14 protein-coding genes are annotated in these 14,752 nt (G+C 64.7%); 7 read left to right on the top strand and 7 right to left on the bottom strand.

Annotated elements, in window-relative coordinates:
- Positions 1 to 116: 116 nt before the first annotated feature.
- Positions 117 to 968, bottom strand: coding sequence for an SDR family oxidoreductase (locus AC07VI_RS26115; RefSeq protein ID WP_492993421.1), 852 nt, complete (start codon positions 966 to 968; stop codon positions 117 to 119).
- Positions 969 to 1,082: 114 nt separating this feature from the next.
- Here AC07VI_RS26115 and AC07VI_RS26110 point away from each other — a divergent pair, with 114 nt between their 5' ends.
- The 4 genes from AC07VI_RS26110 (at position 1,083) to phaP (ending at position 4,807) form a co-directional block, all read left to right on the top strand.
- On the top strand, positions 1,083 to 1,511 hold the full coding sequence (locus tag AC07VI_RS26110; protein ID WP_492993419.1) for a winged helix-turn-helix transcriptional regulator: 429 nt from the start codon (positions 1,083 to 1,085) through the stop codon (positions 1,509 to 1,511).
- A gap of 104 nt (positions 1,512 to 1,615) precedes the next feature.
- Positions 1,616 to 3,847: an ATP-binding protein gene (locus AC07VI_RS26105; protein ID WP_492993417.1), complete on the top strand. Its 2,232-nt coding sequence runs from the start codon at positions 1,616 to 1,618 to the stop codon at positions 3,845 to 3,847.
- A 49-nt stretch (positions 3,848 to 3,896) separates the two neighbouring features.
- On the top strand, positions 3,897 to 4,091 hold the full coding sequence (locus AC07VI_RS26100; protein WP_086147006.1) for a hypothetical protein: 195 nt from the start codon (positions 3,897 to 3,899) through the stop codon (positions 4,089 to 4,091).
- A 107-nt stretch (positions 4,092 to 4,198) separates the two neighbouring features.
- Complete coding sequence (gene phaP, locus AC07VI_RS26095; protein WP_099375557.1) at positions 4,199 to 4,807, top strand: TIGR01841 family phasin; 609 nt, start codon at positions 4,199 to 4,201, stop codon at positions 4,805 to 4,807.
- A gap of 64 nt (positions 4,808 to 4,871) precedes the next feature.
- On the opposite strand, the gene AC07VI_RS26090 is transcribed toward phaP, so the two are convergent.
- Entirely contained in the window at positions 4,872 to 5,495 is a 624-nt protein-coding gene (locus AC07VI_RS26090; protein ID WP_086147015.1) for a helix-turn-helix transcriptional regulator, read from the bottom strand.
- 8 nt (positions 5,496 to 5,503) lie between these two features.
- Entirely contained in the window at positions 5,504 to 6,721 is a 1,218-nt protein-coding gene (locus AC07VI_RS26085) for an MFS transporter (protein ID WP_492993414.1), read from the bottom strand.
- Positions 6,722 to 6,869: 148 nt separating this feature from the next.
- Between AC07VI_RS26085 and AC07VI_RS26080 the strand changes: the two genes are divergently transcribed.
- The 3 genes from AC07VI_RS26080 (at position 6,870) to AC07VI_RS26070 (ending at position 11,573) form a co-directional block, all read left to right on the top strand.
- Positions 6,870 to 7,580: an SMI1/KNR4 family protein gene (locus AC07VI_RS26080; protein ID WP_492993412.1), complete on the top strand. Its 711-nt coding sequence runs from the start codon at positions 6,870 to 6,872 to the stop codon at positions 7,578 to 7,580.
- A gap of 88 nt (positions 7,581 to 7,668) precedes the next feature.
- The gene (locus AC07VI_RS26075; protein WP_099375555.1) at positions 7,669 to 9,321 is read left to right on the top strand and encodes a VRR-NUC domain-containing protein; all 1,653 of its coding nucleotides are present in this window, start codon (positions 7,669 to 7,671) and stop codon (positions 9,319 to 9,321) included.
- Positions 9,318 to 11,573 carry an ATP-dependent DNA helicase gene (locus AC07VI_RS26070; RefSeq protein ID WP_099375596.1) on the top strand — a complete coding sequence of 752 codons (2,256 nt, stop codon included), beginning with the start codon at positions 9,318 to 9,320 and terminating at the stop codon, positions 11,571 to 11,573. Before AC07VI_RS26075 ends, AC07VI_RS26070 begins: the two co-directional genes overlap by 4 nt.
- Here the strand turns inward: AC07VI_RS26070 and AC07VI_RS26065 are convergent.
- From AC07VI_RS26065 to AC07VI_RS26050, 4 genes are read right to left on the bottom strand one after another with little or no spacing between them, the layout of a single operon-like run.
- The gene (locus AC07VI_RS26065; protein WP_099375554.1) at positions 11,559 to 12,296 is read right to left on the bottom strand and encodes a LytR/AlgR family response regulator transcription factor; all 738 of its coding nucleotides are present in this window, start codon (positions 12,294 to 12,296) and stop codon (positions 11,559 to 11,561) included. The two genes, AC07VI_RS26070 and AC07VI_RS26065, sit on opposite strands and share 15 nt — an antisense overlap.
- An 11-nt stretch (positions 12,297 to 12,307) precedes the next feature.
- Complete coding sequence (locus AC07VI_RS26060) at positions 12,308 to 13,384, bottom strand: sensor histidine kinase (RefSeq protein WP_086147000.1); 1,077 nt, start codon at positions 13,382 to 13,384, stop codon at positions 12,308 to 12,310.
- A gap of 6 nt (positions 13,385 to 13,390) precedes the next feature.
- Entirely contained in the window at positions 13,391 to 14,215 is an 825-nt protein-coding gene (locus tag AC07VI_RS26055; RefSeq protein WP_086146999.1) for a LiaI-LiaF-like domain-containing protein, read from the bottom strand.
- Positions 14,205 to 14,588 (bottom strand): LiaF transmembrane domain-containing protein, encoded by a 384-nt coding sequence (locus AC07VI_RS26050; RefSeq protein WP_086146998.1) that lies wholly within the window; start codon positions 14,586 to 14,588, stop codon positions 14,205 to 14,207. Before AC07VI_RS26050 ends, AC07VI_RS26055 begins: the two co-directional genes overlap by 11 nt.
- Positions 14,589 to 14,752 lie beyond the last annotated feature (164 nt).

Below are 14,752 nucleotides of genomic sequence, written 5' to 3'. Positions count from 1 at the left end.
GTACAAAACGCCCGATGCGGTGCATCGGGCGTTTGTGCAGCAATAAATACTGTCAACCTATTTTAGGACTGGACACAGAATGCCGCGCGGTTTTTCCAACCCGCGGCACCCTCCCCTTAATTGCCCAGCGCCGCCTTCACCGCTTCGGCCAGCGTCGTCGTCGGACGGCCTGTCAGCGCGCTCAATTGCCTGCCATGGTCTTCCAGGCCTCCCTTGGCCGCGCCCGCATCGGAATCGGCCAGCAGGTCGGCAAAGCCGTCCGGCACGCCCACGCCCACCAGCGCCGCCTTGAAGTCCGCCTGCGGCATATCCTTGTACACGATCGCCTTGCCCGACTGGCGCGCCACTTCGGCCGCGTACTCGGCCAGGGTAAAGCCGTGGTCGCCTGCCAGCTCATAGATGGCTTGCGGCTGGGCCGCCGTCAGCACGGCAGCGGCGGCGGCCGCATAATCGGCGCGCGCGGCCGACGAGAAACGCCCGTTTTGCGCCGCGCCCAGCACGACGCCATGCTCGAGCACGGGCGCCAGGTGCTCCGTGTGGTTTTCCAGGTACCAGCCGTTGCGCAGGAAAGTGTATGGCAAGCCCGAGGCCCGGATGGCCGCTTCCGTGACGACGTGCTCGGCGGCCAGGCCCAGCGGCGAGGTATCGGCGCGCAAGACGCTGGTGTAGGCCAGCAGGGCCACGCCGGCGCGCCGGGCCGCATCGATGACGTTCTGGTGCTGCTGCGCGCGCTGGCCCACTTCGCTCGACGAAATCAGCAAGATTTTCGTGGCGCCCTTGAACGCCGCGTCGAGGCTGGCGCCGTCGTTGTAATCGGCCTGGCGCACCTGCACGCCCCGGACGGCCAGGTCGGCAGCCTTGGCCGGGTTGCGCACGGCGGCGACGATGTGGGCGGCGGGGACGGATGCGAGCAGGCTGGTGATGACGTGCTGGCCCAGATTGCCTGTGGCGCCGGTAATGACGATCATGATTTCTCCTTGGAGGGTGGGTCGTAAAACCCTATAATAGGACTATTACTTACCTATTGTAAGTACGTACCTTTTGGTAAGTATGAATTGCCAGACACTTTCAGGCCAACTATCATGTCCACAGACACTCCCGGTGCCAGCCTGCGCGCCGCCCTCGCCCGCCAGAACCAGGGCGCGCACCTGCTGGCCGCCGCCTGCCCGTCGCGCGCCGTGCTCAGCCACCTGACCAGCCGCTGGGCCGTGCTGGTGCTGGTACTGTTGCTGAGCGGCACGCGGCGCTTCAGCGAACTGCGCCGCGAAGTGGGCGGCGTCAGCGAAAAGATGCTGGCGCAAACCCTGGAAGCGCTGGCCGGCGACGGCTTCGTGCTGCGCCAGGCCTATCTCGTGATTCCGCCCAAGGTGGAATACAGCCTCACGCCGCTGGGGCGCGAGGCGGCCGAACGCCTGGCCGTGCTGGTCGACTGGATCGAGGATAATTACCCGCGCGTCGAACAGGCGCGCGCCGCCCTGGCGGCGACGTCGCAGGCGCAGGACGCGGCATGAACGGCTGGCGCTGCGGATTGCTTTTAGTAATCACTAATTATCGTTTACTCCTTCTTGCCTTGATGTAATACTAGCCTGACGCTACGCGCAAGGGACGCGCCCCCATGAATCAGTTGATATCCTCCATCGCCGACCGGGCCAGAGTTTTACTGGTCAGCAATTCGCCCAACGATGTGCGCGAACTGCTGTATGTGCTGGACCGGCATAACCTGGGCACGGGCCTGGCGGGCGATATCGACGAGGGCGTGGAACTGGCGTCCGGCGGCACGGACCTGATCCTGCTCGACGCAGCCCTAGCCGGTTCGAATATCGGCGCCACCTGCATGCGCCTGCGCAATGCGGGCGGACGCCACGGCGTGCCCCTGCTGCTGATGTCGTCCGCCCCCAGCGCCGAGGAACAGGGCCGCAGCGTGGGCGCCGGCGCTTCCGACTACATCAAGATGCCGTTCAATGCGCGCGACGTGGCGGAAAAAATCCTCATGGAACTGGCGCTGCACAAGGCCGAGGCGCCCGCGCTGCTCCCCACGGCGCCGCCGCGGCCCCTGCATCCGCAGACGCTGGAAGTCAATTACCACTCGATCCTGGCCGGCTCGCCCGACGCCGTGCTGCTGTTCGATATCGACAACAGCCTGCTGATCGACGCCAACCACCTGGCCGAAGAGCTGTTCGGCCTGCCCCAGACCCAGCTGCTGCAAGGGGGCATGGAGCCGCTCTTCCCGCAACAGCAGAACGATGGCGTGCCTTCGCCACAATTACTGGATGACAAGATTCGCGATACCCTGCAAGGCAAGATCGTCGTCTTCCGCGCCACCTGCCGCCACCGCGACGGCCATCCCATCGAATGCGAAATCCGTTTGATGCGCCTGTCCGTGCCGGGCCGCCAGCTCGTGCATGCGCGCATCATCGACTTGACCGAACGCAACCTCGCCGAAGCCATGCGCTCGGGCCAGAGCGCCCTGCTGGAAATGGTCGCCAAGGGCGCGCCACTGATCCCCACCCTGAACCAGCTGCTGCTGCTCATCGAGGGCCAGTCGCGCGGCGTGTACTGTTCCATCATGCTGCTCGACGACGACGGCATGCACATGCACAGCGCGGCCGGCCCCAGCCTGCCGGCCGAGTACATGGCCCTGCTCGAAGGCGTGGAAATCGGCCCCGGCGTGGGTTCCTGCGGCACGGCCATGTTCCGCCGCGAGCAGGTGATCGTCAGCGACATCATGCAGGACCCGCTGTGGGCGCCCTACCGCGAACTGGCCGCGCCGTTCGGCCTGCGCGCCTGCTGGTCGCGCCCCATCTTCGGCCAGGAAGGCAAGGTGCTCGGCTCGTTCGCCATGTACTACCGCGAAGTACGCAGCCCCGACGCGCACGAGCAGGGCCTGATCGACACGGCCACCGACCTGGCCGGCATCGCCATCGGCCGCATGCGCCACGAACGCGAATTGCAGCGCCACCGCGCCCACCTGGAAGAACTGGTGGCCGAGCGCACGGCGGCCTTGACGCAGGCCAAGGAACAGTCGGAACAGGTCAACCGCGAGCTGGCCGCCGCGCTGGAAAACCTGTCCATCACGCAGGAAGAACTGGTGCGGCGCGACAAGCTGGCCGCGCTGGGCGCGCTGGTGGCCGGCATCGCGCATGAGCTCAATACGCCGATCGGCAACGGCCTCGTGGTGGCCACCACCATGGCCGAGCGCACGCGCGAACTGCAGGCCTCCTTCCTCGACGGCCTGCGCCGCTCCGAGCTGGGCGCCTACCTGGCCCAGGCCAGCGAGGCCGACGCCATCATGCTGCGCAACCTGCAGCGCGCCGCCGACCTCGTCTCCAGCTTCAAGCAGATCGCCGTCGACCGCGCCAGCTCGCAGCGCCGCCATTTCCTGCTGCACCAGTTCGTCGCCGAGCTGATGCTGCCCCTGTCCACGCCGCTCAAGACCGCCGGCCTGACGCTGACGCAGGACGTGCCCGAGGACCTGGCCATGGACAGCTATCCCGGCCCGCTGGGCCAGGTGCTGGGCAACCTGCTGGAAAACTGCCTGCGCCACGCCTTCGACGGCCGCAGCGGCGGCAGCATCGCCGTCACCGCGCGCGCCAGCGACGATGGCCAAGGCATCGTGCTGTCCGTGGCCGACACGGGCGTGGGCATCACGGCCGACGACCTCACGCACGTCTTCGATCCCTTCTTCACCACCAAGCTGGGCTCCGGCGGCTCGGGCCTGGGCCTGCACGTGGCGCACAACATCGTCACAGGCGTGCTGGGCGGCCATATCGACGCCAGCAGCAGTCCCGCCGGCAGCACCTTCACCCTGCTGCTGCCGGCCGTCGCACCCCAGTCGCCCGCCGCCTGAACGCCGGTAACGCTACAATGCAGCCATCGCTTTCTGATGGAGCATTGCCATGAAATACATCCTCGCCACGGCCCTGCTGGCCATTTGCGCCGGCGCCTCGGCCGGCCCCGCCCCCTGGTACCAATGGCGCAGCAAGATCGACGGCACCCTGTCATGCGCCCAGTCCACCCTGGGATTTGGCTGGGAACTGGCCTCGGGACCGTACAAAGATAGCCGTTGCGAAAAACCGGCGCTTGTTAAATAATGGGGCCATGACCACACGGGGCACCGGCTTGAGATCAAGCGATGGCATTGCGGCGTCGAAAGAGTATGGAACGATAAGAACGTATCTATTCAAACCGAGGAGACCACATGTTTACGAATCCCGAACAATTCGCATCGGCCACCAAGGCCTTGTTTGAATTCCAGCTGATGACCTTCAACACCCTCACTTCCAAGGCCGTGCAAGGCGTGGAACAGGTGCTGGCATTGAACATGGCCACCGCCAAGTCCGGCATCGAGGATAGTCTTGCCGCCAGTAAGGAAATCAGCCAGGCCAGGGACCCGAAGGCCGCCATGGCCGCCGCCGCCGCCCAGCTGCAACCGGGCGTGGCCGGCGCGAAAGCGTATAAACAGCAGCTCGACGACATCATCAAGGAAATCCACACGGAATTCACGACGGCCGCCGAAGCCCATGTGGCCGAAGCGAAAAGCAATCTGAGCGCCCTGATCTACGACGTCACGAAAAACGTGCCGCCCGGTTCGGAAAACGCCGTGGCCATCGTCAAGGCCGCCATCGACAACGCCTTCCTCGGCTACGAGCAAGTGACCAAGGCCACAAAACAGGCCGTGAAAACCGTGGAGGAACAGATCGCCAAGGCCAGCGCGCAAGTGGCGCAGGCCACGGAAAAGGCGACGAGCAGCGCCGCCGCGGCGGAAAAGGCGGCGCCTGCCGCCAAGCCGAAAGCGGCTAAAAAGTAACTGGCCCCAAGCGCAGGTACCGGGGTCGTGCCCTGCAGGTGACGACCCCGGCCTTTGCGGGGAGTCACCCGACCGGCACGATCCGGTACACGCAGCGCCTGCCCCCCTCCAGCAGATATTCGCTGCGCTCCACCGTGCAATCGCCCCCCAATACCCGCTGGAAGATGGCCAGCTCCGAGCGGCAGAAATTCTGGCATGCCGTGGCCGCCGCGCAGATGGGGCAATGGTTTTCCACCAGCAAGACACTGCCATCGTCGCGCGCCTCGGCATGGGCCATGTAACCCTCGCCATCGCGCGCCTGCGCCAGAGCGGCCACTCTTTGCGCCAGATCAAGCCGAGGATCGACCAACTGCCTGTAGGCCGCTTCGCTGCCGCGCTCGCGCGCGCCTATCAATTGATCGAGGCCCGCGTCGCCGAACAGGGTTTTCACTTGCGCGATCAATTCCAGGGTCAGGTCGGCGTGGCGGTCGGGAAAGCGCGCATGGCCCTCCCGCGTCAGCGCCCAGCGCCGCGACGGGCGTCCCACCTTGTCGGCCACGTCCTCAAAAGCCACCAGGCCACGCTCAAGCGCCGCCTCCAGCTGGCGCCGCGCGCCCATGGACGTGATGTCGAGCAAGGCCGCCAGCTGCTGCGCCGTCTGCGGCCCGCGCATCTTCAGCAGGAACAGGGTCTGTTCCGACGTGTTCATGCTGCCGCTCACGCCACGGCTTTCACGTCAACCTCGCCGGCCAGCTGGCGGCGCCAGGCCGCCATGCGCCAGGCGGCCCAGGCGGCGGAACAGGCGCCGGCGACGAGGATCAGGCGCGTGTCGATCAGGGTCAGCACGGAGCCGCTCAAGGCCACGACGATGTTGGCGATGCAAAAGGTGGTGGCCAGCAAGCCCATCACGGCGCCCTGGCCATGCGCGCTGAAGCGCTCGGCGCACCAGCCCTGTATTACCGTGTTGTACAGCGCGTTCGGGATGCCGAACAGCACGATGGCGGCGATGCCCACCCAGATATTACCCAGCGCCAAAATCCCCACGGCCAAGGCCACGCCGCAGGCATACCAGCTGGCGCGCAGCAGCGGCGCATGGCGGCTGGGACCGCCCGCCAGCAGCGAGGTGATGGTCATCGTGCCGCACAGGCCCACGTTCACCCAGGCAATCGCCTGTGCATGGTAGTTGGCCGTCTCGACCAGCCACAGCGGATAAAACTCATAGAAACTGGCCGCGCCGCACGTAAATGCCAGCTGCACGATGAACAGGGTACGCAGCTCCTCGTGGCGCAGCAGGTTCAGCGAATGGCGGTCGCGCGCCACCTGCCACCACGACGTCGTCAATAGCGAGGGCGTTTCGCGCGGCAAGCCGACGGCCACCAGCACGGCGACGAGCATGAGCGCAGCGGCGGCGATCCAGAACGGCACCGTCACGCCCCAGCCCAGGGTCGCGCCCGCCAAAATCGGCCCCACCAGCCAGCCCAGGTAAAACGCGCCATTCAGCCAGGACATGGCGCGCAGGCGCAGCGCTCCCGTCAACTGGTCGGCCAGCATGGCGCGCGCCACGGCGCCATTTCCTTCAAGCAAACCGGTGATGAAGCGGGCGACGATGAACAACGGATACGACTGGATCACCAGCGCCCAGGCCGTGATGGCATGGCCGATGGCGGCGCCCACGGCCGTGCGCATCAGCAAGGGACGGCGGCCATAGCGGTCGGACAAGGGACCCAGCAGGGCCGAGCCGATCAGCAAGCCCAGCGGATTGATGGTGAGCGCCAGGCCGAACAGCAGTTTTGACGGCAAGCCGAGGAAATTATTGAAGGCGTTCGGCGCCTCGGCCGCGAACAGCGGCGGCAGAATCGGGTAGGGCAGCGAGGCGCCGATGGTCGACAGCAGCGCCAGCAGGCAGGCGGCGGAAATCAGGATGATGTTTTTCATGCGGCCTCGGCGGATTGTGTCTGGCAAGCATACGGGGACATGCCATATAAGTAAACTAAAAAGTTTATCAATTGCGGCCATCATTGCTGCCGTGCGCGCCATTGCGTCGGCTATCATTGCCCGATGAATCACCTTGAACAGGACACACATGACATTGTCAGAAATTGAACGGCAACACGGCTGCACCTATCCGGCTCTGTACCGGCAACTGGAACGCGACGGCATGCTGGCCGTGGGCGAATACGGCCCCGACTGGTACAAGCTGGTCTATCCCACCCTGAAGGATAAACCCACCCTGCTGCTGCATGCCGATGATTTCGAATTGCTCAATATCAAGGCCGTTGCCGAAGCAGCGGACACCTTGCGCGACGCGGACGATTACCGGCAGATCGACCCGGCCTTCCGGTTCATCCCGTTCGCGCAAACGGGCGCCGGCGACCACTACTGCTTTTTCGCTTCAGACCAGCAGGACGGCGAGATGCCCGTCGTGCTGCTGTGGCACGACCAGAATGCAGCCCAGTACCTGGCGAAGAACCTGCAGGATTTCATATTCCTTATGCTGCTCAACAGCATGGCTGACCAGGATACGTACAACGACGTCAGCGACGAGGAATTCAGGCAGCAGCTGGAAAAAACCCTGCTCACCCATGCGCGCTACCTGACGGCGCCGCAAGCCGAAGTACTGCAAACCTTGCTGGCCAGGGACATCATCGATTACGAGGTGGCGCTGCCGAAGGGACGCAAGGAAGCGCACCGGGGCTTGCTCACCGATATCGAAGTGGCCGGCCTGCGCGCGGAATACATTGCCTACGAAAAGTTCGACAGCTGTTTTGCCTACAGCACGGCTGACGAAACATAAAATAGCTGGGCAAGCGGCGGATGAAGGTTTAAACTGTATATAAACACAGTAAAAATCTGTCCGAGTGACGTCTTGCCCCACTATTACCATGCTGAGAGTCCTGGAAAATCCCCTGTACTATCTGGACAATTTCCAGGATGTGCTGAGCTGGATCAGCGCGCGCTACGCCGACCTGCTCAGTCTTGAGGAAACGCAATTCATCGCCGGCTTCGGTGCGCTGCCGCAGCCGTCGCGCGCCCTGTTCGTGCGCCTCGTCATGCGCAAGGGCTGTCTGTTCCGCGCCAGCAAGCTCAATTACCCGGAAATCGGCGACACGCGCGCGGCCGCCCTGCCCTTGCTGGCATCGGGCTGGGTGGAAGCCGACCCCGTCATCTCGCTAGCCGAACTGTTCGAGCAACTGCTGAAAGCGGAAATCGCCCAGGCGTTCGGCCTCGCCCCGTCCCTGAAGGCGGCGCGCAAGGCGGAGCAGCTCGATGCCTTGCGCGGGCAGCATGCGGACAATAAACCGTTTTCCGCCTGGCATCCGGCCTCCGGCGACGTGCTGTACCGCATCGGCCTGCAAGCGCTGTGCGACCGATTGCGCCTGATTTACTTCGGCAACCATCACCAGGACTGGTCGGAATTCGTGCTGTCCGACCTCGGCGTGTACCAATATGAAAAAGTGGAATTCTCGCCCGAGTCGCGCGGCTTTCGCACGCGCCAGGATATCGAGCACTATGCAGTGCTGCAGCAGTGCCGCGAACGCTATGACGCCAGCGCGCCGGCCGACGAGGTGCTGCAGGAACTGGCCGCGCTGCCCTTGTCCCAGGACAATACCTGGCTGGCCAGCCGGCGCGACAAGCTGCGCTTCCAGATCGCCCGGCACCTGGAAAAATGCCAGGACTGGCCCGCCGCCTACCGCGCCTACGCCGATTGCCGCTATCCGGGCGCGCGGGGCCGCGCCATCCGCGTGCTGGAAAAAGATGAACAGCCGCAAGCGGCCTACGACCGCCTCGCGATCGCCCTGGCGGCGCCGGAAAGCGAGGCGGAACAGCAATTGCTGCTGCGCATGGCGCCCCGTTTGCGGCGCAAGCTGGGCCACGCCAGGCAGGCGGCCCATGTTCCCGCCGCCGTGGAACGCATCGACCTGCTGCTGCCCTGCCCTGAACAAGCGTGCTACGTGGAAGGGGTGGTGCAGCAACACCTGATGCGGGACGACGCGCCCGTGTACTACGTGGAAAACACCCTGATCAACTCGCTGTTCGGCCTGCTGTGCTGGCCCGCCATCTTCAAGGCGATACCGGGCGCCTTCTTCCACCCGTTCCACCGTGGCCCGGCCGACTTGCACAGCGCCGATTTCTACCTGCGCCGCAACGGCGACTTCGCCGCCTGCCTGGCGCAGCTGGACGACGGCAGCTACCACGCCGCCATCCGCGCCACCTTTGCCGCCAAGCACGGCATCGTCTCGCCCTTCGTCAGCTGGGATATGCTGGGCGACGGCTTGCTGGACCTGGCGCTGGCCTGCATGCCGGCCTTTCATCTGAAAAAGGCGTTTGAACGCATCTTGCTCGATATCAAAAGCAACCGCAGCGGCTTGCCCGACCTGATCCAGTTCTGGCCGACAGAACGGCGCTACCGCATGATCGAAGTCAAGGGTCCGGGCGACCGCCTGCAGGACAACCAGCTGCGCTGGATCGCGTATTGCGCCGAGCACGCCATGCCCGTCAGCGTGTGCTATCTGCAATGGCAGGCGGCAGCATGAAGTACACGGTTGCCGTGCGCGCCCTGTGCGAGTTCACCGCCAAGGTGGGCGACCTGGACTTGCGTTTCACGCCCTCGCCCACGGCCCAGGAAGGCATGGCCGGCCACGCCACCGTCACGGGCCGGCGCGACGACGATTACCAGCGCGAAATGAGCCTGTGCGGCGACTTCGGCCCCCTGCACGTGCGCGGCCGCGCCGACGGCTACGACCCGGCGCGGCGGCAGCTGGAAGAGATCAAGACCTACCGCGGCGAGCTTGGCGCCATGCCCGCCAACCACCGCCAGCTGCACTGGGCGCAGGCGCGCATCTACGGCCATTTGCTGTGCCAGCAGCTGAACTTGCCCATGCTGCGCGTGGCGCTCGTGTATTTCGACATCGCCAGCCAGAAGGAAACGGTGATGCACGAAGAATGCACGGCCGAGGCGCTGCGCATTTTCTTCGAGCAGCATTGCGCGCTGTTCCTGGAATGGGCCGGGCAGGAAATGGCGCACCGCGCCAGCCGCGACGTCCAGCTCACGGCCATGACCTTTCCCCACGCCGACTTCCGCCCGGGACAGCGCCAGCTGGCCGAAGCCATGTACAAGGCCAGCAGCCGCGGCTGCGCCTTGCTGGCGCAGGCGCCGACCGGTATCGGCAAGACCGTGGGCAGCCTGTTTCCCATGCTGAAGGCGACGGCGGCGCATGGCCTCGATAAACTGTTTTTCCTCGCCGCCAAGGTGCCGGGACGGCAGATGGCGCTCGATGCCTGCGCCATCCTCAAGGAAAGCGCGCCGCTGCTGCCGCTGCGCGTGCTGGAACTGAGCGCCAGGAGCAGCGCCTGCGAGCATCCCGACAAGGCCTGTCATGGCGAATCATGCCCGCTGGCCAAGGGTTTTTACGACCGTTTGCCGCTGGCGCGCGCAGTGGCGCTGGCCAGCGGTTTGATTTTGGACAAGGAAGCCGTGCGCGCCATCGCCTTGCAGCAGGGTATTTGCCCATATTACCTGGGCATGGAACTGGCGCGCTGGAGCGATGTCGTCATCGGCGACTACAATTACTATTTCGATCTCAGCGCCATGCTGTACGGCATGACCCTGGCCCACGACTGGAAAGTCAATGTGCTCGTCGACGAAGCGCACAATATGGTGTCGCGTGCGCGCAGCATGTATTCGGCCGAACTGGCGCAAATCGACCTGAAAATGCTGCGCAAATTCGCGCCCGAAGGTTTGAAAAAGCCGCTGGACCGCCTGGCGCGCCAGTGGACGGCCCTGCTCAAGGAGCAGGATGGCGACTACCGCGTGCATGCGGCACTGCCCGACAAATTCTTTGGCGCGCTGCAAGGCGTGGCCACGGCCATCGGCGACTACATGGCCGAGCACGCTGCCGCGCTGGACGAAGACTTGCAGCGCTTCTATTTCGACGTGCTGCTGATCAACCGCCTGGCGGAAAGTTTCGGCGCGCATTCGCTGTTCGACGTGAGCAAAACGGACACGGGCTCCACCGTCTGCATCCGCAATATCGTGCCGGCGCCGTTTCTCAAGGAGCGCTTCGCGGCCAGCCACAGCACGGCCCTGTTTTCCGCCACCCTGAGTCCGTGGAATTACTACAGCGACACCCTGGGCATGCCGGAGAACACGGCCTGGGTCGACGTGGAATCGCCGTTCCAGGCGGCGCAATTGTCCGTGCGCGTGGCCGATACCATTTCCACGCGCTACCAGCACCGCGCCGCCTCGCTGCTGCCCATCGCGCAATTGATGGCGAAGCAATACGCGGAAACGCCGGGCAACTACCTGGCCTTCTTCAGCAGCTTCGATTACATGGAAAAGACGGCCCAATTGTTTGCCCAGCATTACCCGGACGTGCCCCTCTGGCAGCAGCCGCGCCGCATGGACGATACTGCCCGCGCGCAATTCCTGGGCCGCTTCGGCCTGGACACGCGCGGCATCGGCTTTGCCGTGCTCGGCGGCGCCTTCGGCGAAGGCATCGACTTGCCCGGCGCGCGCCTGATCGGCGCCTTCATCGCCACCCTGGGTTTGCCGCAGATCAATCCCGTCAACGAGCAGATCCGCCAGCGCATGGGCGACATCTTCGGCGCCGGCTACGACTATACGTATCTGTATCCGGGCATGCAGAAGGTGGTGCAGGCGGCCGGCCGCGTGATCCGCACCACGTCGGACAAGGGCGTCGTCTACCTGATCGACGACCGTTTTTCACGCCCGGAAATCCGCCAGCTCTTGCCGACTTGGTGGGATGTGCAGCTAGCCAACCAGTAACTTCAGCTTCTGATAGCCCGCCTTGCTCACGGGTATCCGCGTATCGTCGCGCAAGATGGCCACGTGGCTGTCCTTGGTGGCCGCCTCGATGCGGCGGATGCCGTCGATGTTGAGCAGGTACGAGCGGTGCACGCGCAGGAACTTGGCGGGATCGAGCTGGGCTTCCAGTTCCGCCAAGGTCTGGCTTTTCAGGTAGGACTTGCCCTCGGAACGGATGCTGACGTAATCGTCCTGCGCCTCGATGTAATCGATCCGGGCGCTGGCGATCACATGGACCTTGGCGCCGTCGCGTATCAGCACGCGGTCCAGGGGCGCGGCGCGCGTGGCCGCCTCGCGCGCCGCCGCTTGCACGGCAGTCAACTGCGCGGGCGCGCTGCGCTGGGCGCGCGCATGGGCCAGCGCCTGCTCGAAGCGCTGTTCGCTGAACGGCTTGAGCAGATAATCGAGCGCATGGCAGTCAAACGCCTTCAAGGCGTACTGGTCGTAGGCCGTGACAAAGATCAACCTTGTCTTCGCGCCGATCAGCTCGGCCACTTCAAAACCGTCCAGCCGCGGCATCTGGATGTCGAGGAACACCAGTTCCGGCTCCAGTTCCGCGATGGCCTTGACGGCTTCAAAGCCGTTGGCGCACTCGGCGACGATCTCGATATCGTCGTGGCGCGCCAGGTATTCGCGCAGCACGCCGCGCGCCAGCGCTTCATCGTCGACGATGGCCACGCGCATTCTTGCCTGCATCATTCGTCCTCCGTGTCGCCGGTCCGCGCCGGCATGGAAATCATCACGTCGAAGTAGCCGTCGCGCCGGCCCCAGTGCACGCCGGCCTCGTGGCCATGGGCGCCGGCCAGGCGCTGGCGCACGTTCTCCAGGCCCACGCCCGTGCCGCGCGATGCCGTTTGATCCGCATCCACCGGGTTGCGCACGGCAATCTGCAGCAGGCTGCCCGCGCGCCGGGCCTTGATCTCAATCAGCCCGCCCTCCGTCAAATTGCAAATGCCGTGCTTGACGGCGTTTTCCACCAGCGGCTGGATCAGCATGGGCGGCAGCAGGCATGCCAGCGCGTCCGCCTCGACGGCTTCCGCCACCTGCAGGCGGGCGCCGAAACGCACTTGCTCAATAGCAAGAAAATGGCGGATCAGCACCAGTTCCTGTTCCAGCGTGATTTTCCGGTGCGCTTCCAGGCTCAGGCTCTGGCGAAAAAAACTGGCCAGCTGCAGCGTCATCTGGCGCGCGCCCGCCGCATCGATAGACGTCAGGGCGCTGATGGAGTTCAGGCTGTTGAACAGGAAATGCGGATCGATCTGCGTGCGCAGCATGCGCAATTGCGCTTCCTGCGCCGCCAGCTGCGCTTGCAGGCCCCGCTGCTCGGCCATCCTGGCGCGCACGAATTCGAGCAGCAGGTAATGCACAGCAGCAACGAGACAATACAGCAGCACGCCCAGGCCGAAGAACAGGGCCAGCAGCGATGGCGTCAGGTTCACGCCCAGCCAGCGCACGTCCAGCAGCAGGCTGACGCTGTTCAAAAATTGCAGCAAAGTGGCCCACAGCAAGCCCGCGCACAGGGCCGCCACGCCCATCACGCCGGCAACGGCGGCCGGATGGCGGGCGGCCAAAGGATAGGCGCGGCACAGGTAAAACGCGGAAAAGCCCGTGCCGATCGCATACACGAGCGTGGCCGGCACCACCAGCAAAGCCGCATTGAGCCACGGTGCATGGGCCACCCTGGCCAGGACAAAGGCCAGGGCCAGGCCCAGCGCCATGCAGGCCAGCAAGACCGCCACGGCGCCGCGCCGCTTCGACAAGGGTCCCGACATGCGCGCCTAGTTGCGGATTTCCAGGCCGCCCATGATGGCGTAGCCCGTCACGTACAAACGCTTGGCCTGGTTCGGCGGCACGATGGTCTTCTCCTCGAAGCCGCCGAGGATGGGCGTGCCCTGCAGCACGACGCTCCAGTCGGGCGGAATCTTGATGGTGACGCCGCCGCACAGGGCAAACACGTTGAGCACGGCCTCGCCTTCGATCGACGCCTGGCGCAGATCGATTTCGCAGCCGGCCATGATGACATTGATATCGCCGCCCCTGAAGCGCTGCGAGGACACGCGCCGCACATAGCCGCCGAGGATGGCCGTCACTTCGATGATGCTGTCGTCGTCGGCCTGGCCGCTGGCGCCGGGCGCCGCCGCGTCGGCCCCCGCATCCGCGCCTGCCTTGTCGAGGGAAACGGCGCCATGGCGGGGCTGGCCGAATGGGTCGGGCGCGGCAGTACTATCCTGCTGCGCGGCAAAATGGCGGCGGCGCTGCCGCTGCTGCGCGCCGGGCAGCGATTTCGACACCACGGCCACGCCGGCGGCAATGATGAGCAGCGGCCACAGCATGCTCCAGTTGATATGGAACAAACCCATGGCTTTCAGGGTCCAGCTCAGGCCCAGCAAGACCATGACGCCGCCGAGCACGTAGCCGGAGCGGGTATGGCTTTGCGATAGCTTCAGCAAGCCGAATATGATGAGGATGGTGGGCCAGAAGCGGAAGGTATAGCGCACATCGATGAAGCCGAGGTTATCGAGCAGGAACAGCAGCCCCAGCCCGATAACGATCACGCCCAGCAGGATCTGCGACGGCGAGTGCGGCGGCGGTCTATTTTTCATGCTCGGACTCCCGGTAGGCAATAAAATGCTTGTTCAGCAGCGGTTCGAGCACGAGGCCCACGCCCCAGGCGATCAGCAAGGCTGGCCAGCTGTTGTAGAAATTCAAATTCCATAGTTCCTCGTACGACACATACCACCAGGCGGCGAAAAAGATCAGCCACAGGCCGCTGAGCACTTGCTTGGCGGACACGGGCGCGAGCAGCTTGTTCAAGCCGAAGAACGCCATGATCACCGGCCAATAATGCCATAGTGCATAGTAATCGTGGAGGTAGATCACATCGAGCCGGTCCAGCAGGATGACGACGCCGATGGCAATGAGCAGCACGCCCCACAGCAGCTGGGTACGCCGGCAATACGCTTGTTCGGATTTCACGATAGCCCCTTGGTTTTGGATGATAGGCAAGATACGCGCGATCGGCGCCCGGGAACAGCCTTCTTCGGCGAATGGCGGATACGGGCGGGTGAATGGCGCGAGGGCCGGAAAAAGACGAAAAAAAGACCGGCAGGCGCCGGCCTCAAGGGGTAATGCAGAGTAAG

Source organism: Janthinobacterium sp. GW821-FHT03A03 (genome assembly GCF_059421435.1).
The sequence above is the reverse complement of the archived record's forward strand: the minus strand, read 5'-3'. Positions and strand labels throughout refer to the sequence as shown.